Source organism: Roseovarius halophilus (ex Wu et al. 2025), assembly GCF_047086965.1.
Genome location: NZ_JBKOTX010000099.1, coordinates 1 through 20,490, shown reverse-complemented (window position 1 = coordinate 20,490; position 20,490 = coordinate 1). Strand labels below are relative to the sequence as shown.

The window sequence follows — 20,490 nt, the reverse complement described above, 5'->3', positions numbered from 1 at the left end:
GGCGGCGCTGGGCGCGCATGTTGTCTTCGTGACCGGCCCCGCCGACGTGCCGCCGCCCGAGGGGGTCGAGACCGTCCGGGTCGAGACCGCGCGGCAGATGCGCGACGCGGTCGAGGCGGCGCTGCCGGCCGATGCCGCCGTCTTTGCCGCGGCCGTGGCCGATTGGCACGTGGCGCGGACCAGCCCCGGCAAGATGAAGAAGACGGCGGGGGCGTTGCCGGCGCTCGAATTCGCCGAGAACCCCGACATCCTTGCCGGGGTGAGCGGCAAGGGCGCGGACCGCCCGACGCTGGTTGTGGGGTTCGCGGCCGAAACCGACGACGTGATCGCCAATGGCATCGCCAAGCGGGCGCGCAAGGGGTGCGACTGGATCCTTGCCAACGACGTGAGCCACGCGACGGGGATCATGGGCGGTGACGAGAACGACATCACGCTGATCACCGCCGAGGGGTCGGAGGACTGGCCCCGCATGTCCAAGGCGGCGGTGGCCGCGAGGCTGGCCGACCGCATCGCGCGGGTCCTTGCCTGAGCGAATGGGTATTTATACCGAGAAGAAAGGGCCGCCGATGGTCACGATCGCCTGTTTGTGGGACGCGGAGGCCGACCGCGAGATGGGGCTGCCCCGGTATGAAACCGACGGCTCGGCCGGCGCGGACCTGCGCGCGAACTTTCCGCAAGACCGGCGCGCCGGGATCGTGCTGGCCCCCGGGGCGCGGGCGCTGGTGCCGACGGGCCTGCGGCTGGCCATTCCCGAGGGGTACGAAGTGCAGCTGCGCCCGCGTTCGGGGCTGGCGCTGAAGCACGGGATCACCCTGCCGAACAGCCCCGCCACGATCGACGGTGATTACCGCGGTCCGCTGGGCGTGATCCTGATGAACGCGGGCGAGGCCGATTTCCGGGTCACGCACGGCGCGCGGATCGCGCAGATGGTGGTGGCCCCGGTGGTGCGCGCCGTGTTCGAGACGGTGGAGAGCCTCGCGCCGACGGCGCGCGGCGCCGGCGGCTTCGGATCGACGGGGGCGGGCTGATGCTGCTGGTGATCGTGATGGCCGCCGCGCTGTGGGGTATCGGTGCGGTCATGGGCGCGCCGCGCAGGTTGCGCTGGTCGATGATCGGGGGGCTGTGGCTGGCGGTGGTCGCGCTTCACCTTGTCCTGCCGCCGCTTCATCCGCTGCGGCTCGCGACCGGGGAAAGCGCCGCGCCGTGGCTGCTGATCGGCGGTTTCGCGGTGATCGTGGCGGCCTATCGGTGGGGACTGGACAAGCTGCGCGCCCGCGCGCGGCAGGCGGGCACGCCGGCGGCGCAGGGACTTTTCAGCGAGGCGGAGCTGGACCGCTACGCACGTCACATCGTGCTGCGCGAGGTCGGCGGGCCCGGTCAGAAGAAGCTCAAGGAAGCGCGCGTGCTGGTGATCGGGGCCGGGGGGCTGGGCGCGCCGGTCCTGACCTATCTGGCGGCGGCCGGGGTGGGCCGGATCGGCGTGGTGGACGATGACGTGGTGTCGAACTCGAATCTGCAGCGGCAAGTGATCTTCCGCGACGCGGATATCAGCAAGCCCAAGGTGTTCGCCGCCGCCGAGGCGATGCAGGCGCTGAACCCCTACGTGGAGGTGCGCCCCTACCAGCGACGCCTGACCGGGGATGTCGCCGCCGACCTGTTCGCCGAGTATGACATGATCCTTGACGGGACGGACAATTTCGGGACGCGCTACCTGTCGAACCGTGCGGCGCACGGCGCCGGGCGGCCGCTGGTATCCGGCGCACTGTCGCAGTGGGAGGGGCAACTGAGCGTGTTCGACACAGCCCGGGGGACACCGTGCTATGAATGCATCTTCCCCGAGGCGCCCGCGCCGGGGCTGGCCCCCTCCTGCGCGGAGGCGGGCGTGATGGGGCCGCTGCCCGGGGTGATCGGCGCGATGATGGCGGGCGAGGCGATCAAGATCATCACCGGGGCGGGGGCGCCGCTGCGGGGCGAGATGCTGATCTATGACGCGCTGTTCGGGGAAACCCGCAAGTTCGCCCTGACCCGCCGCCCCGACTGCCCGGTCTGCGGCGCGGCGGCGGGGGACGGTCAGGTCAGCGCGCCCCAGAGGTCATAGTCACTGGCCTCGTCCACCTCGACGGTGACGATATCGCCGACCGACAGGTCGCCCGTCCCCTCGTCGATGAAAAGGCAGCCGTCGATCTCGGGCGCATCGGCCATGGTGCGGCAGGTGGCGATCCCGTCGGCGTCGATATCGTCGACGATGACCTGCCGGCGCGTGCCCACCCGCGCGGCGAGCTTGGCTTCGGAGATGGCCTGCGCCTTTTCCATGAAGCGGTGCCACCTGTCCTGCTTGACGTCCTCGGGAACATGCCCGGGCAGGTCGTTGGAGCGGGCACCGGCGACGTTTTCATACTTGAAACAGCCGACCCGGTCGAGCTGCGCCTCGTCCAGCCAGTCGAGCAGGGTCCGGAACTCCGCCTCGGTTTCGCCGGGATAGCCGACGATGAAGGTCGAGCGCAGCGCAATATCCGGGCAGTCGCGCCGCCATGCGGCGATCTCGTCCAGCGTGCGGGATGCGGCGGCGGGACGCGCCATGCGTTTCAGCGTGTCGGGATGGGCGTGCTGGAAGGGAATGTCGAGATAGGGCAGGATCAGCCCTTCGGCCATGAGCGGGATGACCTCGCGGACATGGGGGTAGGGATAAACGTAGTGCAGCCGCACCCACGCCCCCAGCTTCCCCAGCTCGCGTGCCAGCGGCACGAAGGGAAACTTCGCCTCGCGGTCCGGCCAGTCCGTGCCGTAGGCCGAGGTGTCCTGACTGATGACAAGCAGTTCCTTCACGCCGCTTTCGACCAGTTTCTCGGCCTCGCGCAGGACGGCACGCTGCGGCCGCGACTGCAATTTTCCGCGCATGTCCGGGATGATGCAGAACTTGCACTTGTGGTTACAGCCCTCCGAGATCTTGAGGTAGCTGTAGTGGCGCGGGGTCAGCTTGACGCCGCTGGCGGGCAGCAGGTCAACGAAGGGGTCGGGCGCGGGCGGCACGGCGGCGTGCACCGCGTCGAGCACCTGTTCGTACTGATGCGGCCCGGTGACGGCAAGGACCTTGGGATGGGTGCCGGCGATGTAGTCGGGCGCCGCGCCGAGGCAGCCGGTCACGATCACCCGTCCGTTCTCGCGCAATGCCTCGCCGATGGCGTCGAGGCTTTCGGCCTTCGCGCTGTCGAGGAAGCCGCAGGTGTTCACGATCACGGCATCGGCGCCGGTGTAATCGGGCGAGATGCCGTAGCCCTCGGCGCGCAGGCGCGTCAGGATGCGTTCGCTGTCGACAAGGGCCTTGGGGCAGCCCAGCGACACCATGCCGATGGTGGGCTGGCCGTGCCGGGGGCTCTCGCCGACGCGGGCACGGGCGAGGTCGGGGCGCAGGTCGGGGGGATTGGTGCTCATGATGAGGCGATATAATGGCTCGCGCCCCGCGCGGGAAGGAGAAAAGCGGTTGTTGCGGCGCAGCGCACCACATACCTTTCACACGGCTGGCAAGAGGAGAACGTCATGCGGTGGTTGGTGCGTCTGATCGGGTTATTGGTGATCGTTGCGGCCGTCGCCGTGGGGTCGTTGCTGCTGTTGCCCGGGGACCGGATCGCGAAGATCGCGGCGGACCAGATCAGCCGGGCGACCGGCCGTGACGTGTCGATGACCGGCGAGACCCGGATCAGCCTGTACCCGGTGCTGGGCGTCAGCACGGGCCGGGTGGAGGTGGCGAATGCCGCGTGGTCGACCGAAGGGCCGATGCTGCGGGCGGACAGCCTGAAGGTCGGGGTGGAGCCGATGGCGCTGTTCGGCGGCGACATCCGCATCACCGGGCTGGAGGCCGTGAGCCCGCGTATCCTGCTCGAGAAATCGAGCGAGGGCCGGGTCAACTGGGAATTGGGCGTGGAGGGCGTGGCGCCCTCTGGGCAGGCCGCGGATGACGGCGCGCCGGCGCGGTCGCGCGCGCTGTCGCTGACGCTGGACCGCGCGCTGATCACCGACGCATCGGTGATATATGCCGACCACCAGGCGGGCACGCGGTCCGAGATGAGCGGGATGGAACTGGACCTGCGCTGGCCCGACTACGAGGGCGCGGCGAGTTTCGATGCCGTGCTGCGCCCGGCGGGGGAGCCCATCCGCGTTTCCGGCGAGCTTGACCGCGTGGGCGCCTTCATCGACGGGGCGGTCACCGCGCTGGCCACGACTGTCGAGGGGCCGGGCGGCACGCTGCTTTTCAATGGCAAGCTGGGGGCGCAGCCCAGTATGGCGGGGCGGCTGACGGGCGATCTGCCCGACACGTCGCGGTTCCTGGCCGCGCTTGGCCTTGGCGTTGTCGAGGTGCCGCAGGGGCTCGGGCGGGCGATCTCGGCGGAGGCCGATATCACCCTGACGCCGGAAATGCGCCTGTCTCTGCGCGAAGCGGTGCTGAGCCTTGACGCCAACCGTTTCGAGGGCGCGGCGGATCTCCATCTGGACGGGGAGAAACCAAGGATCACCGCGCAGCTTTCGGCGGGGCGTCTGGACCTGTCGGCGCTTGCCGGCGGCGCGGGCGCTGGCGGTGGCGGCGGGACGGCCGGTGCCGGCGCGGGTTGGTCGACGGCGCCCATCGACGCCAGTGCGCTGGGGCTGGCCGATGGCGAGATCGTGCTGGCCGCCGACGGGGTCGATCTTGGCGACCTGTCGCTGGGCCAGACCCGGCTCAGGATGGCGTTGACCCGGTCGCGCGCGGTGTTCACCCTGCGCGAAATTCAGGCCTATGACGGCGTGATCAGCGGGGAATTCGTGGCGAACAACCGCTCGGGCCTGTCGGTGGGCGGGGACCTGACGGCCGAGGGGATCCGGCTGGAGCCGTTCCTGACGGACGCGATGGATGTCACCCGTTTTTCCGCCGAGGCGAACGGTGCGCTGCAATTCCTTGGCGTGGGGCAATCGGTTCATGCCATCATGAACAGCCTGAGCGGCGAGGGCCGCCTGAGTACGGGGCGCGGCGTGATCTCGGGGATCGACCTTGACCGGCTCATGCGGTCGGGGGACGCGACCGGCGGCACGACCGTTTTCGACAGCCTGAGCGCGAGTTTCACCATGCAGGACGGCGACCTGCGCAACGACGACCTGCGCCTTGACCTGCCGCTGGCCCGTGCCGAGGGCGAGGGGCGCATCGGGCTCGGGGCACGGGATATCGATTACTGGATCACGCCGGTGCTGCTGGAGGGCGAGAACCGCAAGGGGCTGGCCATCCCGGTGCGCATCCGCGGCCCGTGGAGCGGCCCGCGCATCCTGCCCGATCTCGAAAAGGCGATCGACCTGAACTTCGAGGAAGAAAAGGAGCAATTGAAGGACAGGGCGCGCGAGGAAATCAACCGCGCGGTCGAAAAGGAACTGGGCGTGACCGTGGAGGAGGGCCAATCGGTCGAGGATGCCCTGAAGAAGAAACTGGAGGACGAAGCCAAGAAGGAGCTCTTCAAGTTGTTCGAGTGACCGGCGCCGCGGACGGGTCGGCGCTTGCCCTTGGCCGGTTTCGCCCCAGCTTCCCATACGCGAGCAATAAAGCCAGCCAAAGAGGAGACAGAACGCATGACAACGCCCAAGATCGCCCAGACCGCGCCGTACCCCGTCGATGTCGAGGAGGGGAAGAACTATTTCTGGTGCGCCTGCGGCCTGTCCTCGCGCCAGCCGTTCTGCGACGGCAGCCACAAGGAGACGGGCATCGCCCCGGTGAAATACACCGCCGAGAAATCCGGCAAGGTGTTTTTCTGCGGTTGCAAGCAGACCGCAAATGCCCCCCTGTGTGACGGCAGTCACTCCAAGCTGTGACGCGGCCGGGCACAGGCGCCGGGCCGGTCGCCCGAGACGATTTTTCTGGTGCCCGGCGAACGGATGCGCTTTGATGGTGTCACGGGAGATGTGAACGCAATGTCCTATCCTGATTACAGCCGGGCCGAGCGGATGGCAGACGCGATCGTGCACGTGGCGGGTATCACGCTGGCCCTGGCGGGCACCGTCGCGCTTTTCGGGCTGTCGGGGCTGCCGCTTGACGGCGGGCAGCTGATGGCGGTCGGCGTCTACGCCGCCGCGCTCGTCCTCATGCTCACGGTGTCGGGCCTTTACCACATGACGGCGCACACCCCGGCCCGGCCGATCCTGCGGCGGCTCGATCACGCGGCGATCTACGTCAAGATCGCGGGGACGTTCACGCCGTTGGGCGTGATGCTTGGAACGGTGTTCGGCTACGTGATCATCGGCGTGGTGTGGCTGCTGGCGCTGCTGGGGGCTGTGACCAAGCTGATGACGCGCCCGGGCGGCATGACGACGGGCTGGCTGCCCTACATGGCGCTGGGCTGGGCCGGCGTGCTGCTGTTCATTCCGCTCTGGGCGGTGCTGCCGGGGGCGAGCCTTGCGCTGATCCTTGCCGGGGGGCTGACCTACTCGGCGGGGATCGTGTTCTACTGCTGGGACAGCCTGAAATTCGCCAACGCGATCTGGCACATGTTCACGCTGGTGGCCTCGGCTTTTTTCTTTTTCGCCATCGTCAACGGCCTCGCCGGCACGGCGTGATGTCCGCGGCTCATGCTGCATCTTGCCTCGTGCTTGGTATTTCGGAATTTCCAGCATTGTGAAGAGGCGCCCATCGCGCCCGCTGACCGCGCCGTTGTTGCGTCCACAGTGGCCGTGCGTGCCGTCGCCTCCATGAAGGCGGGCGGAGCGGAAACGCTGCATCCGCGCGCCTTCGAGGGGGCGCCGGGCTGGCGTGGCAGGTGCTTGCCTGAGGGGGCGCTGTGACTTCCCAGATTCTCACGTTTAAGGGCACAAAATCGCCCGGTTCTATTGGCATCGAGGGGTGCGATCCGACATAATGCCGGGGATAATGGCTAATCCGGCCTTAACGATACCCCGATACCAAGAGGGTCTGAGCAGTACCGGAGCCCCTGAATGCTCGAATTCGAGAATGTCAGCAAGTCCTTCTGGACGGGAACCCAGCGCAAGGTCATCCTTGACCGCGTGAATTTCCGTGTCGAACTGGGCCGCAGTCTGGGTGTCCTCGCGCCAAACGGGACGGGCAAGACAACGCTGATCAACATGATGGCCGGGCTGGAAAAGCCCGACGAGGGCGAGATCCGCCGCAGCAGCCGGATCAGTTTCCCGCTGGGGTTCATGGGCGGGGTGATCTCGAAGATCTCGGCGATGGAGAACGCGCGCTACATCGCGCGGCTTTACGGGCTCGACCCGGATTACATCGAGGCGTATTGCCGGTGGCTGTGCAACCTCGGTGAATATTTCGACCAGCCACTGGGCACGTATTCGTCGGGCATGCGCGCGCGCTTTTCCTTCGCGCTCATGCTGGCGCTGGATTTCGACATCTACCTGATCGACGAGGGCATGCCCGGGTCAACCGATGTCGAATTCAACCGCAAGGCCGGTGATATCCTGAAGGAAAGGCTGCGCACCACCACCGTCGTGATCGTTTCGCACGATCCCGCGACGCTTGAAAAGTTCGCGCGTGAGGCCGCCGTTCTCATGGGCGGCCAGTTGTACATGTTCGATACCTTGGAAGAGGCCAAGCAGCTTTATGACTACGAAACCCAGGGCTAGAAAGTTCCGCATTCGCCGCACGCAGCCGGTTGCCGGCGGCGCCGACACGGCGGAGCGGCCAAGGTCCGACCAGGGCGTCGAGGCCGGCACGCAGACGCGGGCGGCCACACAGGCACGGGAAACCGTCGAAGGGCAGGATGATGCAGCGGCGCATGATACCGGCCAGCCCGCCGCGCCGTCACCGGAGGTGAGCGCGGGCACCGAGGACGAGGCGTCCACGGCGCCGCAGGATATCGACGCCATCCGCAAGGAGGGGCTGACGGGCCGGCAGCTGCGCATGGCGCGCCGCATGGCGCAAAAGCACGGGCTGGCGCCGACATCGGATTTCGACGCGGTGCGGCAATTGCGGACCAAGGGGGTGGACCCGTTCCAGCGTGCCAACATCCTCGAACTCGTGGCGCCGGACGGCGCGCGCAAGGATACTGCGCAGCAGCAGAAGGTCCAGCTGCCCCAGACCGTTCCTGTCGAATCCCAGACGCTGCCCTCGACCGAACAGATCAGCCCGGCGGACAGGCGCGCCCGCGAGATACAGGAAATCCAGCGTGACATCGCGCGGCGCCGGCGCCGCAAGCTGCTGCTGCTGCTGTCGCGGCTGGCGGCCTTCGTCTTTCTGCCGACGCTGCTGGTGGGGTATTACTATTATTTCATGGCCACGCCCATGTATTCGACCAAGTCGGAATTCCTGATCCTGACCGCGGACGGGCAGGGCGGTTCGCCTGCCGCGGGCATGTTCAGCGGAACCGCCTTTGCCACCGGGCAGGATTCGATCGCCACGCAATCCTACCTGCAATCCAAGGACGCCATGCTGCGGCTGGACGAGGACGTGGGCTTCCGCGAGCATTTCAGCCAGGACTGGATCGACCCGATCCAGCGGTTGCCGGACGATGCCACGAACGAGGATGCCTACGACCTGTACCAGAAATTCGTGACACTCGGGTATGACCCGACCGAGGGCGTCATCCGGATGGAGGTGGCCAGCGCGGATCCGCAGGTCAGCGAGCAGTTTTCGCAGAAGCTGATCGACTATGCCGAGCAGCGTGTCGACGAACTGAGCCAGGAAAAGCGCCGCGATGCCGTCAAGGTGGCCCGCGAAAGCCTGGAAGAGGCCAAGGCCGAGCGGCGTGCGGCGCAGGAGCGGCTCGTCCAGCTTCAGGAGGGCTCGATCCTCGATCCAGAGGGCGAGATCGCCAGCATCCGCGCGCTGATCAATTCGGTCGAGATGCAGCTTCAGGAAAAGGAACTGGCGCTGAACACGCAGTTGAACAATGCCCGGCCGAACACGGCCAAGGTGGAGGCGCTGCGCAGCGAGGTCGAGGTGCTGCAGGCGGAACTGGACAAGCAGAAAGACCGGCTGACGAAGGCGACGGAAGGCGACAGCTCGCTCGCGTCCAAGGCCGCCGATATCCAGATGGCACAGGCCGATCTGGCGACGTCGGACATGGTGCTGCAATCCGCCCTCGAAACCATGCGCCAGAACGAGATCGAGGCGAACAAGCAGGTGCGTTACCTGACCGTCAGCGTCAAGCCGGTCGCGTCGCAGGATCCGTCCTTTCCGCGGGCCTTCGAGAATACGCTCCTGGCCTTCCTGATCTTTTCGGGGATCTACCTGATGATTTCGCTTACCGCGTCCGTCCTGCGCGAGCAGGTGTCGTCCTGACCGCGGCGGGCGGCGCCGCCGGCCCTTGCCGGAAAGGTTCCCGGCATGGCACTGGTGCAGCGCGGCCCGGCCGCCGGCCCGGACGAATTAGACGCCAAGAGACAGTGCCCCCCGGGCGGAAAATTTGACAACAAAACAGGTTCACACGATGCAACGCCCCGACCCGACAGTCACCCCGAACAGTTGGTCCTTCCTGCGCGATCCGATGATCGCGCCAACCGGTTTCCGCGAATACGATGCTCGCTGGCAATACCCGGACCAGATCAACCTGCCGGGCATGACGGCGCTTGGCCTCGGGCTTGGCACGCAGATGCGGCGCCGCGGCATCGCGCCTGTAATCGCCGTGGGCAACGATTACCGGGATTATTCGTTGTCGATCAAGAACGCGCTGATGCTGGGCCTCATGCAGGCCGGCATCCATGTGAAGGATATCGGCCCGGCGCTCAGCCCGATGGCGTATTTCGCGCAGTTTCACCTCGACGTGCCGGCGGTGGCGATGGTCACGGCCAGCCACAACCCCAATGGGTGGACAGGGGTGAAAATGGGATTCGACCGTCCGCTGACACATGGCCCGGACGAGATGGGCGAGCTGCGCGACATCGTGCTGGAGGGCCGCGGCAACCCGCATCCCGGCGGGGGGTATGAATTCGTGGACGGCGTGCACGAGGCCTATCTTGACGATCTGGTTGGCGATTTCAGGATGAGCCGCCCGCTCAAGGTGGTGTGCGCCACGGGCAACGGCACCGCGAGCGCCTTCGCCCCCGAACTCTTCAGGCGGATCGGCGTGGAGGTCGTGCCGAGCCACAACGAGCTGGATTACACGTTCCCGCATTACAATCCCAACCCCGAGGCGATGGAGATGCTGCACGACATGGCGGATGCCGTGCGACGGTCGGGCGCCGATCTGGCCTTGGGGTTCGACGGTGACGGCGACCGCTGCGGCGTGGTCGATGACGAAGGGGAGGAAATCTTTGCCGACAAGGTCGGTGTCATTCTCGCGCGGGACCTGAGCAAGCTGCATCCGGGCGCGACCTTCGTGGCCGATGTGAAATCCACCGGCCTTTTCGCATCCGACCCCGAATTGCGGAAAAACGGGGTCAAGGCGGATTACTGGAAGACGGGACACAGCCACATGAAGCGTCGGGTCAAGGAGATCGGCGCGCTGGCCGGTTTCGAGAAATCCGGCCATTACTTCCTCGCCGAGCCGATCGGCCGTGGCTATGATTGCGGGATGCGGGTGGCCGTCGAGATTTGCAAGCTGATGGACCGCAACCCCGACATGTCGATGAGCGATCTGCGCCGCGCCCTGCCCGAGACATTCTCGACGCCGACCATGTCTCCCTATTGCCCCGACACCGAGAAATACGAGGTGCTGGACAGGTTGGTGCAGAAGCTGGTGGCAAAGCACGAGGCCGGCGAGACCGTGGGCGGGCGCCCGGTAAAGGAAGTGGTCACGGTGAACGGTGCGCGAGTCATTCTCGACAACGGGTCGTGGGGGCTGGTGCGGGCCAGTTCGAACACTCCCAACCTGGTCGTCGTGTGCGAAAGCAGCGAGTCCGAGGCGGAAATGCGCGCGATCTTTGCCGATCTCGATGCCGTGATCCGCACGGAACAATCGGTCGGGGCGTATGACCAGACGATATGACGATCAAGGGGCGGGACGCCGCGGCTTTCCCGCCCCCTGTCGAATGTCAGCCGTCCGTCATCCGGCCAGCGAATCCATTTTCCGCGCCAGCTTCACGTCGAGGGAGCTGAGCCCGCCAACGTCATGCGTGCTCAGCGTGACATCGACGCGGTTGTAGACGTTGAACCATTCGGGATGGTGGTTCCATTTTTCCGCCCAGATGCCCGCGCGGGTCATGAAGCCGAATGCCTCCACGAAACTGCCGAAGCTGAATTCCTTGCGGATCGCGTCGCGCCCCTCGACCATGCTCCAGCCGGCTTCGAGCAGCGGCTCCAGCGTGGTCTTGCGCGCGGTGTCGCTTAGCTTTTCCGTCATTGGTGATCCTCCACTTGTGCCTTGCGGAACGGGCCGTAGCCGGTCAGTACCTCGATGTCTTCTGCCACGGCGGCCCGCTCCGCATCAAGGTAGCGCGCCACGGCCTCGGCGAAACCCGGCTCGGCCATCCAGTGCAGCGAATGGGTTTCGGTCGGCAGGTAGCCGCGGGCCAGCTTGTGTTCGCCCTGCGCGCCGGCCTCGACCCGCGACAGCCCGTGCGCGATGGCGAAATCCATCGCTTGGTAATAGCACAGCTCGAAGTGCAGGCAGGGGTGATGTACCGCGCAGCCCCAGTAGCGCCCGTACAGGGCAGAGGCGCCGATGAGGTTCATTGCCCCCGCCACCGCACGGTCTTCATGCTGGGCAAGAACCAGCAGAATGTCGTCGCGCAACCGCTCATGCGCGATCTCGAAAAAGGCCCGGGTCAGGTAGGGCATCCCCCATTTCCGCGCACCGGTGTCCTGGTAGAACTGCCAGACGGCATCCCAGTGATGCGGTTCGATCTCGTCGCCCGAATAGCTGCGGATCGTGCCGCCGAAATCTTGGGCCTGCGCGCGTTCCTTGCGGATGTTCTTGCGCTTGCGGGAACTGAGCGAGGCAAGGAAGGCGTCGAAATCGGCGTAGCCCTCGTTGAGCCAGTGATATTGCTGCGTGGTGCGCCGCATCAGGCCGAGCGCCTCGGCCGCCTCGGCCTCGGCGCCGGTGCAGAAGGTGACGTGCAGCGAGGACAGGCGATTTTCGCGCGCCACCCTGGTGGCGCCCTGCACCAGTGCGGCCTGCCCCTGTTCGTGGAAACCGGGGCGTGTCAGCAGGCGGCGTCCGGTCACGGGGGTGAAGGGAACGGCGATCTGAAGCTTGGGATAATAGCGCCCGCCGGCCCGTTCATAGGCATGGGCCCAGTTGTGATCGAATATGTATTCGCCCTGGCTGTGGGACTTGGCGTAAAGCGGCGCGCAGGCGATGATCTGACCGTCGGCTTCGGCGGTGATGTAATGCGGCTCCCACCCGGTGCCGGGCCCGACCGAGCCGCTTTCCTCGAGCGCCAGCAGAAAGCGGTGGGTCGTGAACGGATCCTCCGGCCGGGCGCCGCCGGCGGCTTCGGGACAGGCGCAGGCATCCCATGCGGCGGCATCGACCCGCGCAAGGCTGTCATGCAGGGTGACCGTGATTTCCTGTTCGCTCATGGCTGCCCGTTTCCCGTCTGGCGCATAAAACTGTGGCTGGTTCGGCCCGGATCAAGACGTGATGGCGGGAAGAAATCCTTCGAACGTGATATTGTCGGCAATGTGCCGGGCCGTGGCTTCGGCCGCGGGCGAACGGACGGTCCAGCACAGGATGGCCGCGCCGCCCGCCTTGAGTTCCGCGACGCGGGGACGGCCCAGATCCGCGGCCTGATGGCTGACGAAACAGGCGCCGGCGCGGTGAAAATCGGGGATGCCGCGCAGGCGGTCGCGGGTTTCGGGGCTGAGCAATGGCCAGTCCTCGGCCGTGAACGGGCAGGTCACAAGGCCGCGCGGCAGTTCGGGGCGCAGCGTGGCAAGCGCGATGACCGAATGCGGGTTGAACGACATCAGCGCCACCGGCCCGCTATACCCGGCCAGGTCCGCGGCCGCCGCGTGTTCCAGCAGGCCATCGCCCGGGCCCATCCGGCCGTGCTGGTCTTTCAGTTCCACCAGCAGGGGCACCCGGCCCGCCACCAGTTCCAGTATTTCCCGGAAGGTGGGAATGCCCTCGTCACCGCCAAGAAGGCGAGTATTCGCGAGGTCATCCGCGTCGCGCTGCCGTATGGGCCCCTTGCCACGCGCGAGGCGGCCAAGGTCGTAGTCATGGAACACCATCGCGCGGCCATCACGCGACAATTGCAGGTCGATCTCGATGCCATACCCGGCGGCGATGGCCGCGCGGATCGCGGCGCGCGAGTTCTCGGGGCGGCCATCGGTCACGTCGTGCAAGGCGCGATGTGCCAGTGGCCGCCGCAGGAAGGCATCGGGCAGGGGGGTCATCCGATCTGGAAAATGCCTTCGATCTCGACCGCGACGCCGAAGGGCAGCGCCGCGGCGGAAACGGCCGAGCGCGAATGCTTGCCGGCCTCGCCCAACGCTTCGCCGACGAAATCGGAAGCGCCGTTGATGACCATCGGCTGCTCGCCGTAATCGGGGGTGGAGTTCACGAAGCCCGTCAGCTTGACCACGCGCTTGAGCCGATCGAGATCGCCACCACAGGCCGCCTTGACCTGCGACAGAAGCGCGATCGCGCAGGCCTTGGCGGCCTCGGCCCCGGCGGCGGTGTCCATGTCATCGCCCAGCTTGCCGGTGATCAGCGTATCGCCGTCCTTGGATATCTGGCCCGAGACATACAGCATGTCGCCAACCTGCACGTAAGGCACGTAGTTCGCCGCCGGCGCGGGCGCATCGGGCAGGGTGACACCCAGTTCGGCCAGTTTTTTTTCGAAGTTTCCCATTCCTTGTCTCCTGACGTCATTGCCCGTTGTTCGCGTGGACGCTAGCCAATGCCCGCGCCGAAGGAAACCGGATTCGCGGCCCCAGTGCCGCGCCGCCGTCGCTATTCGCGGAACGCCTTGGTGAAATAATCTGTGAAGGGCTTGACCAGATAGGCGATCGGCGTGCGGTCCTCCGTGCGGATGAATGCCTCGACGGGCATCCCCGGGATCAGCGTCGTATCCTCGGGCAGCTTGGCCTGTTCGCCCTCGCTCAGGACGATTTCGGCGCGGTAGTAGGATTGCTGCGATCGTTCATCGGTGAAGGCATCGGCGGATATCTGGACAACCTGTCCGGTCAGTTCCGGCGTCCTGCGCTGGTCCAGTGCGGAGAACCGCAGGGTCACGTCCTGCCCGACATGCAGCTTGTCGATGTGGATGGGTTCCACCCGCGCATTGATCACAAGCGGCCGGTCCTGCGGGATGATGTACATCACCGGGTCCGCCGGGCGCACGACCGAGCGCAGCGCGAACACCTCCAGCCCGTAGACGATACCGGAAACCGGCGCGGTAATGTCGAGCCGGTTGAGTTGCTCGAGCAGCGCGCGGCGCTGTTCGCGCAGTTCCAGTTCGCGGTATTGCAGATCGCGGAGGTTGGTGATCGCCTCTTCGCGCCGGGTCGTCCGAAGGGACAGGATCTGGATGTCGATTTCCGTGATGCGCCCGAGCGATTGCGCCTTCTGTGCCTCCAGATCGCCCATCGTGCCGCTGAGCCGGGCTTCTTCGCGCTGCAGGCCGAGGACACGGGTCGCCTGCGCAAGACCGCGTTCCAGCAGCGATTTCTGGTTCGTCAGTTCCTGCGAGATCAGGTCGAGCTGGCGGTCAAGGGCCTGCTGCTGCGCATCGACGCCCTCGATCTGGTTGGAAATCTGGGCGCGGCGTTTCTGAAGCTGCTCGATCTCGTTGGCGGTCGATTCGGCACGTGCCTGCAGGAGCCGACGCTGACCCGCGAGCAGTTCGGCGGCATCGGAATTGGTCTCGGCGGCCTCCAGCAGGAGCGGATCGAAGGTGATCTCGTCGTCGCCGTCGCGCTCCGCCTCCAGCCGGCCGCGGCGGGCCATCAGCTCGTAAAGCTGGCTTTCCGTGATCGCGAGTTCCGAGCGAAGTTCCGTGGGGTCCAGCTTGATCAGCACGTCGCCGGCTTCCACCTGGTCGCCCTCATCGACAAGGATGGCTTCCACGACGCCGCCATCCGGGTGCTGGATGACCTGGCGATTTTGATCAACCTCGATCTGGCCCCCCGCGATGATGGCCCCTGAAATCTGCGTCAGGCTGGCCCATGTGCCGAACCCGCCGACCAGCAGCAGCAGGCCAAGCAGCCCGATGATCATCGGTTTTCGCGTGGACCACGCGTTGTCGGTGGACGGATCGCTCATTGCACCCCCCCGTGACCGCCGGATTTCTGGATGTCAGCGTAGTTCTTGGTGACTTCCTGCAGGACCTGTTCCTTGGGTCCGTAGGCGCGCACGGCGCCGCCTTCGAGCATCAGCAGCATGTCGCATTCCTTGATGGCCGCGGGCCTGTGCGCCATGATGAGCACCGCGTGCTCTTCCGACTTGAAGCCCTTGATGGCCTTGTTCACCGCCTCGCTGCCCTCGTTGTCGAGATTCGAGTTGGGCTCGTCGAGGACCAGCACCACCGGGTCGCCGTACATCGCGCGGGCAAGGCCGATGCGCTGCACCTGCCCGCCGGACAGCCGCCCGCCGCCCGCGCTGACCCGGGTGTCGTAGCCGTTGGGCAGCTTGAGGATCATGTCGTGCGCGTCGGCCTTCTTGGCCGCTTCGACCACCTGCTCGGAATCGGGCTGCGACGACAACCGCGCGATGTTCTCTGCGATGGTGCCCTCGAAAAGCTGCACGCGCTGCGGCAGGTAGCCCACATGCTGGCCCAGAACGCCCGGCTCGTACTGGTCCAGCGCCGCCCCATCGAGCCGGATCTTGCCGCCTGCCGGGCGCCACACCCCGGTAAGCGCGCGCGCAAGCGTCGATTTCCCGGCCCCGGACGGGCCGATGACCCCGACCGCGTGGCCCGGCTTGACGGTGAAGCTGGCGTTCTTCAGCGCGGCATGCTGTTCGCCCGGCGGGATGACGGTAACCTGCTGAAGCTCGAGCAGGGCGCGCGGCTTGGGCAATGCCGTCCGCGGCTTTTCGGGTGGCACCTGCCCCAGAAGTTCGGCGAGGCTGTTCCAGCCCTTGATCGCGCGCTGCACCAGCGGCCACTGGCCCATGGCCTGCTCGATCGGGGCAAGCGCCCGGCCCAGCAGGATCGACCCGGCGATCATTGCGCCGGGGGTCAGTTCGCCCAGCAACACGAGGTACGCGCCGAGGCCCAGCATCGCGGATTGCAGGAACAGCCGGAACGTCTTGGTCGAGGTGGTGAAGGACCCGCCCAGATCGGCCGAGCGGATCTGTTCCTTGAGCGCCTTGCCCCGTGCGACCTGCCAGCGGGTGAAGGCGGCGTCACGCATCCCCATGGCCTGGACCATCTCGGATTCGCCGCGGATCTGTTCGGAAACCATTTCGGCGGCGACGGCGGCGCGGTTGGCCTCGGTCACCGGCTTGCGCGTCACGATCTGGTTGATCGCCGTCACCAGGATCAGCAACGAGCCGCCGATGAGCGCGAGCGTCCCCAGCCACGGATGAAACAGCCAGATCGCGAAGATGAAGAACGGCGTCCACGGGATGTCGAAGATCGCGGTGAAAATCGGCGATGTCATGAACCGCTGGACCGATTCCAGATCGCGCAGGCCGGTCGTGGTGCCCTCGTCCGGGCTGACCGCCGCCTTTCGAATCACCGCGTCGAACACCCGGCGGTCCAGCCGGGCCTGAAAGCGGGCCCCGACGCGACCCATGATCCGGCCGCGGGCATAGTCCATCAACCCCATCATGCCGTACAGGAACGCCACCAGAACCGACAGCGCGATGAGCGTCTCCACCGACCGGCTGCCGAGAACCCTGTCGTACACCTGCAGCATGTACAACGGGCCTGTCAGCATCAAAAGGTTGGCGAAGAAGCTGAAAACGGCCACGAACCAATACAGGTACCGGCTTTCCTTTCGCGCCTCGCGCAGTTCGTCCTTGCCCGCTTCGATTGCCTTCTTGTTCATCCCCGACCCCGTGGCCATGAGCGCCTTCCGGCCTATGCGCTTGAACTCAATGCCCGGACCGGCTTACAGGTTATCTGGACTTTCTGCTACAGCAATTTAATGTCGCGGAAGGCCGTGGCCGCGGGGTCCGCCGTTGGCTCATCCAGAACGTCACAAATTGAATGCGTGGTTGAAGATTTTGCCGCAAACACCTGTTCCAAACCTGTCGCGCCGCAGCCTTGCCGCCGCGTTCCTTGCAGCTGTCGTGGTGCTGTCGGGCTGCGCGAAGCGCGACCCGTCGCTGCCGCCGGGCGAACCCTTTGACCCCTATGAGCAGACGAACCGGCAGGTTCACGAATTCAACCGCTCCCTCGACCGGGCGGTGATCCGGCCGGCGGGAAAGGGGTACAGCAATTTCCTGCCGGACGATATCGAGACGGTGATCAGCCGTTTCGCTGACAACCTCGCGCTGCCGGGGGCCGTGGTCAACAACATGCTTCAGGGCAACATGCGCGGCGCGACCGAGGACACGTACCGTTTCGTCGTGAATTCCACCGTCGGCCTGGGCGGGATGCTGGACCCGGCCACGGAACTGGGCATGCCCGACGCCACCGAGGCCGATTTCGGGCAGACGCTGCATGTCTGGGGCGTGCGGCAGGGCGGCTACATGGAGCTGCCGCTGCTGGGCCCGTCGACCGAGCGCGCGACGGCCGGCATGGTCGTCGACCTTTTCACCAACCCGCTCAGCTTCGTGCTCGAGTCGCCCGAGAACTATTACGGCACGGCGGCGTCGGTCTCGTCAGGGCTGAGCAATCGCGGCCGCTTTTCGGACACGATCGATTCGATCCTCTATGACAGTGCGGACAGTTACGCGCAGGCGCGCTCGTTCTACCTCCAGAACCGCGAATTCGAGCTGGGCAACGGGCGCGAGGATGATTATCTGGACCCGTACGATGACCCCTACAGTACAGTACCGGAGGACCCGTATGACCAGTGATCTTTCCCGCCGTCGTTTCATCGGTGTCGCCGTCACGTCCGGTGCCACCGCCCTTCTGCCGGGTGGCGCCGTCGCGCTGACCGACGCCAAGGCGCGCGCGCTTGTCGATCAGGTGGTGGCCGATATCAACGCGGTCATTTCCTCGGAGCAGTCGCTGTCGGGCATGATCCGTGAATTCGAGCGGATCTTCATCCGCTATGCCGATGTGAACATCATCGCGCGGTCGACGCTGGGCGCCGACGCGCGCCGGATCAGCGCATCGCAGATGCGCGTCTTCGTCGAGGCGTTCCGCGGCTACGTCGCGCGCAAGTACGGCAAGCGCTTCAACGAGTTCGTCGGCGGCCGGATCGAGGTCAAGGGCGTGCGCGAGGTCAAGTCGTGGCACGAGGTCCGCTCCATGGCGTACCTGCGCGGCGAAGCGCCGTTCGAGGTCAGCTTCCTTGTGTCGGACAGGTCCGGAGAGGACCTTTTCTTCGACATGGTCATCGAGGGCGTCAGCCTGCGCCTGAGCGAACGCACCGAGATCGGCGCGATGCTGGATCGCAACAATGGCGACTTCGACGCCATGATCTCGGACTTGCGCCGCGCCGGCTGATCGTCGCCGAGGCCGTCACGGGTCACCCAGAAGCCCGCGCAGGATGTTCTCGATCGCGTTGCCGTTCTCCCGTCCACGCGGCTGACGATCCTCGCGGGGGCGTTCCGGTTCCGGGGCCGGACGCGTCATCGGCAGGGGGCGGGCCGGCATCCCGTCATGCACGCGTTGCATGGTTTCCTTCCAGATTTCCGCCGGCAGCCCCCCGCCCGTCACGCCGGTCAGCGGGGTATTGTCGTCATAGCCCATCCAGACCCCGGCGACGTAATCGGCGGTGAATCCCAGGAACCAGGCATCGCGGGCGGCCTGTGTCGTGCCCGTCTTGCCCGCGGCCTCGCGGCCGGGCAGCTTGGCGCGGGCGCCCGTGCCGCCATCGACCACGCGGCTCATCATGTGGATAAGCTCCCGCGCGGCATCTTCGCGAATCACCCGTTCCCCGATCCCGCCGCCGGCATTCATCAGCGGCGCGTCTTCGCCCAGCAGCCGAAGTTCCTTCAATCCGTAGGGCGTGACCGACGACCCGCCGTTCAGGATGCCCGCATAGGCGCCCGTCATCTCGAGCAGCGTGCTTTCGGATGCCCCGAGCGCCAGCGCAGGGCCGTCGGCAAGGTCGCTCGCGATTCCGAAATCGCTGGCGACCTTGCGCACGAGATCGCGGCCGACGCTTTCGGATATCTTCACCGCCGGCACGTTCAGTGACCGTTGCAGCGCCCGGGTCAGCGTGACCCGCCCGTAATGTTCGCGGGTGTAGTTCTCGGGGCACCACCGGCCCGACCCGGCAATGTCGAGGCAGTAGGGCTCGTCGACCACGGTCGAATCGTGGGAATAGCCCAGTTCCAGTGCCGTGGCGTAAACGAAGGGCTTGAACGCTGAGCCCGTCTGGCGATTGGCCATGGTGGCGCGGTTGAAGGCGCCTGTCACCTTGGTCTTGCGGCCGCCGACCATGGCGCGGACGGCGCCGTCGGCCGACATGACGACGATGGCCGCCTGCGCTTCGGACCCGTCGCGGACCTTGGTGTCGAAGACGTGTTTCAGCGCGTCCTCGGCGGCTTTCTGCAGCCGCTGGTCGAGCGTCGTCTTGATGATCACGTCCTCGGTCGTGTCGCGGGTGAAGAACTCGGGGCCGTCCCCCATGACCCAGTCCGCGAAATACCCGCCGGCCTGTTTTTCCGCGGCCTCGCTCAGGGTGGCCGGATCCGTCCGCGCGGCCGCCATTTCCTCGCGGGTCAGGTAATCCTGCTCCCACATCAGGCGCAGCACGGTTGCCGCGCGATCCTGCGATCGTTGCAGGTCGGTCGTCGGCGCCAGCCGTGTGGGCGCCGTCAGCAGCCCGGCAAGCATCGCCCCTTCCGCGGCATCGAGCCGGGCAGCCGGCTTGCCGAAATAGCGTTGCGCCGCGGCTTCGGCCCCGTAGGCGCCGCTGCCGAGATAGGCACGGTTGAGGTAGATCGACAGGATCTCGTCCTTTTCGTACTTTATCTCCATCGCCAGCGCGTAGACCGCTTCCTTGACCTTGCGCCATAGCGACGTGCGCCGGCAGTCGGCCACGTAATCGGCTTCGGAGTCCCACTTTCCCTTCTCGTATTGCACACCGAGGCACAGCAGCTTGGCGGTCTGCTGCGTCAGCGTGGAGCCCCCGTGCCCCGACAGCGGGCCGCGCCCCTCGCTCAGGTTGATGCGGATGGCGCTGGCAATGCCGATGGGGTCGATCCCCGGATGCCAGTAGAAACGCTTGTCCTCGGTTGCCACGACCGCGTTCCGCAGGTGCTTGGACACCGTTTGGGCCGTCACGATGCCGCCGAACTGGTCACCGCGCCACGCGAACACCTCGCCGTCGCGGTCGAGCAGGGTGACCGAGCCGCGCGCCCGCCCGTCAAGCAGTTCCGAGACGTCGGGCAGCCTCGTGTACTGATAGGAAACGCCGATCGCGACGATCAGGGCGGTGACCAGCCCGATCGACCATGTGAACCGCCAGACAAGCCGGAGCGCCCAGCCGAATCCGCCGGGGATCATGAACCCCGGTGCCGTCCTGCGGCCGGAGTGACTTGGCCGAAAGAG

General features: G+C 66.5%; 19 protein-coding genes. 11 read left to right on the top strand and 8 right to left on the bottom strand.

Going from position 1 to position 20,490, the window contains the following annotated elements; translation table 11 throughout:
* From ACH107_RS18650 to ACH107_RS18640, 3 genes are all read left to right on the top strand, one after another.
* Window positions 1-529: phosphopantothenoylcysteine decarboxylase (locus ACH107_RS18650; protein WP_412507105.1), on the top strand; the 529-nt coding region annotated here is incomplete at its 5' end.
* A gap of 37 nt (window positions 530-566) precedes the next feature.
* Window positions 567-1,028: a dUTP diphosphatase gene (gene dut, locus ACH107_RS18645; protein WP_412507107.1), complete on the top strand. Its 462-nt coding sequence runs from the start codon at window positions 567-569 to the stop codon at window positions 1,026-1,028.
* The gene (locus tag ACH107_RS18640) at window positions 1,028-2,098 is read left to right on the top strand and encodes a HesA/MoeB/ThiF family protein (RefSeq protein WP_412507104.1); all 1,071 of its coding nucleotides are present in this window, start codon (window positions 1,028-1,030) and stop codon (window positions 2,096-2,098) included. The genes dut and ACH107_RS18640 overlap by 1 nt, the downstream gene beginning before the upstream one ends.
* Here ACH107_RS18640 and rimO read toward each other — a convergent pair.
* A complete protein-coding gene (gene rimO, locus ACH107_RS18635) occupies window positions 2,071-3,432 on the bottom strand; it encodes a 30S ribosomal protein S12 methylthiotransferase RimO (protein ID WP_412507103.1) in 1,362 nt (453 codons plus the stop codon). The genes ACH107_RS18640 and rimO overlap by 28 nt on opposite strands.
* A gap of 105 nt (window positions 3,433-3,537) precedes the next feature.
* Between rimO and ACH107_RS18630 the strand changes: the two genes are divergently transcribed.
* From ACH107_RS18630 to ACH107_RS18605, 6 genes are all read left to right on the top strand, one after another.
* Window positions 3,538-5,493, top strand: a complete 1,956-nt coding sequence (locus ACH107_RS18630) for an AsmA family protein (protein ID WP_412507102.1) — start codon at window positions 3,538-3,540, stop codon at window positions 5,491-5,493.
* A gap of 96 nt (window positions 5,494-5,589) precedes the next feature.
* A complete protein-coding gene (locus ACH107_RS18625; protein ID WP_412507101.1) occupies window positions 5,590-5,829 on the top strand; it encodes a CDGSH iron-sulfur domain-containing protein in 240 nt (79 codons plus the stop codon).
* A 99-nt stretch (window positions 5,830-5,928) separates the two neighbouring features.
* On the top strand, window positions 5,929-6,570 hold the full coding sequence (gene trhA / locus ACH107_RS18620) for a PAQR family membrane homeostasis protein TrhA (RefSeq protein WP_412507100.1): 642 nt from the start codon (window positions 5,929-5,931) through the stop codon (window positions 6,568-6,570).
* A 375-nt stretch (window positions 6,571-6,945) separates the two neighbouring features.
* Window positions 6,946-7,605 carry an ABC transporter ATP-binding protein gene (locus tag ACH107_RS18615; RefSeq protein ID WP_412507099.1) on the top strand — a complete coding sequence of 220 codons (660 nt, stop codon included), beginning with the start codon at window positions 6,946-6,948 and terminating at the stop codon, window positions 7,603-7,605.
* A complete protein-coding gene (locus ACH107_RS18610; RefSeq protein ID WP_412507098.1) occupies window positions 7,583-9,262 on the top strand; it encodes a capsule biosynthesis protein in 1,680 nt (559 codons plus the stop codon). Before ACH107_RS18615 ends, ACH107_RS18610 begins: the two co-directional genes overlap by 23 nt.
* Window positions 9,263-9,410: 148 nt before the next feature.
* Window positions 9,411-10,907 (top strand): phosphomannomutase/phosphoglucomutase, encoded by a 1,497-nt coding sequence (locus ACH107_RS18605; RefSeq protein WP_412507097.1) that lies wholly within the window; start codon window positions 9,411-9,413, stop codon window positions 10,905-10,907.
* A 57-nt stretch (window positions 10,908-10,964) separates the two neighbouring features.
* Here ACH107_RS18605 and ACH107_RS18600 read toward each other — a convergent pair whose 3' ends face one another.
* The 6 genes from ACH107_RS18600 to ACH107_RS18575 form a co-directional block, all read right to left on the bottom strand.
* Window positions 10,965-11,261, bottom strand: coding sequence for a 4a-hydroxytetrahydrobiopterin dehydratase (locus ACH107_RS18600; RefSeq protein ID WP_412507096.1), 297 nt, complete (start codon window positions 11,259-11,261; stop codon window positions 10,965-10,967).
* Window positions 11,258-12,445: a GNAT family N-acetyltransferase gene (locus ACH107_RS18595; RefSeq protein WP_412507095.1), complete on the bottom strand. Its 1,188-nt coding sequence runs from the start codon at window positions 12,443-12,445 to the stop codon at window positions 11,258-11,260. The genes ACH107_RS18600 and ACH107_RS18595 overlap by 4 nt, the downstream gene beginning before the upstream one ends.
* A 51-nt stretch (window positions 12,446-12,496) precedes the next feature.
* The gene (locus ACH107_RS18590) at window positions 12,497-13,264 is read right to left on the bottom strand and encodes a glycerophosphodiester phosphodiesterase family protein (RefSeq protein WP_412507094.1); all 768 of its coding nucleotides are present in this window, start codon (window positions 13,262-13,264) and stop codon (window positions 12,497-12,499) included.
* Window positions 13,261-13,722 carry a RidA family protein gene (locus ACH107_RS18585; RefSeq protein WP_412507093.1) on the bottom strand — a complete coding sequence of 154 codons (462 nt, stop codon included), beginning with the start codon at window positions 13,720-13,722 and terminating at the stop codon, window positions 13,261-13,263. The genes ACH107_RS18590 and ACH107_RS18585 overlap by 4 nt, the downstream gene beginning before the upstream one ends.
* A 101-nt stretch (window positions 13,723-13,823) precedes the next feature.
* On the bottom strand, window positions 13,824-15,134 hold the full coding sequence (locus ACH107_RS18580; RefSeq protein WP_412507092.1) for an HlyD family type I secretion periplasmic adaptor subunit: 1,311 nt from the start codon (window positions 15,132-15,134) through the stop codon (window positions 13,824-13,826).
* Complete coding sequence (locus ACH107_RS18575) at window positions 15,131-16,864, bottom strand: type I secretion system permease/ATPase (protein ID WP_412507091.1); 1,734 nt, start codon at window positions 16,862-16,864, stop codon at window positions 15,131-15,133. The genes ACH107_RS18580 and ACH107_RS18575 overlap by 4 nt, the downstream gene beginning before the upstream one ends.
* A 169-nt stretch (window positions 16,865-17,033) precedes the next feature.
* Between ACH107_RS18575 and ACH107_RS18570 the strand changes: the two genes are divergently transcribed.
* On the top strand, window positions 17,034-17,840 hold the full coding sequence (locus tag ACH107_RS18570; RefSeq protein WP_412507090.1) for a VacJ family lipoprotein: 807 nt from the start codon (window positions 17,034-17,036) through the stop codon (window positions 17,838-17,840).
* Window positions 17,830-18,435 (top strand): phospholipid-binding protein MlaC, encoded by a 606-nt coding sequence (locus tag ACH107_RS18565; RefSeq protein ID WP_412507089.1) that lies wholly within the window; start codon window positions 17,830-17,832, stop codon window positions 18,433-18,435. The genes ACH107_RS18570 and ACH107_RS18565 overlap by 11 nt, the downstream gene beginning before the upstream one ends.
* A gap of 15 nt (window positions 18,436-18,450) precedes the next feature.
* On the opposite strand, the gene ACH107_RS18560 is transcribed toward ACH107_RS18565, so the two are convergent.
* The gene (locus ACH107_RS18560; protein ID WP_412507106.1) at window positions 18,451-20,445 is read right to left on the bottom strand and encodes a transglycosylase domain-containing protein; all 1,995 of its coding nucleotides are present in this window, start codon (window positions 20,443-20,445) and stop codon (window positions 18,451-18,453) included.
* Window positions 20,446-20,490: the final 45 nt, after the last annotated feature.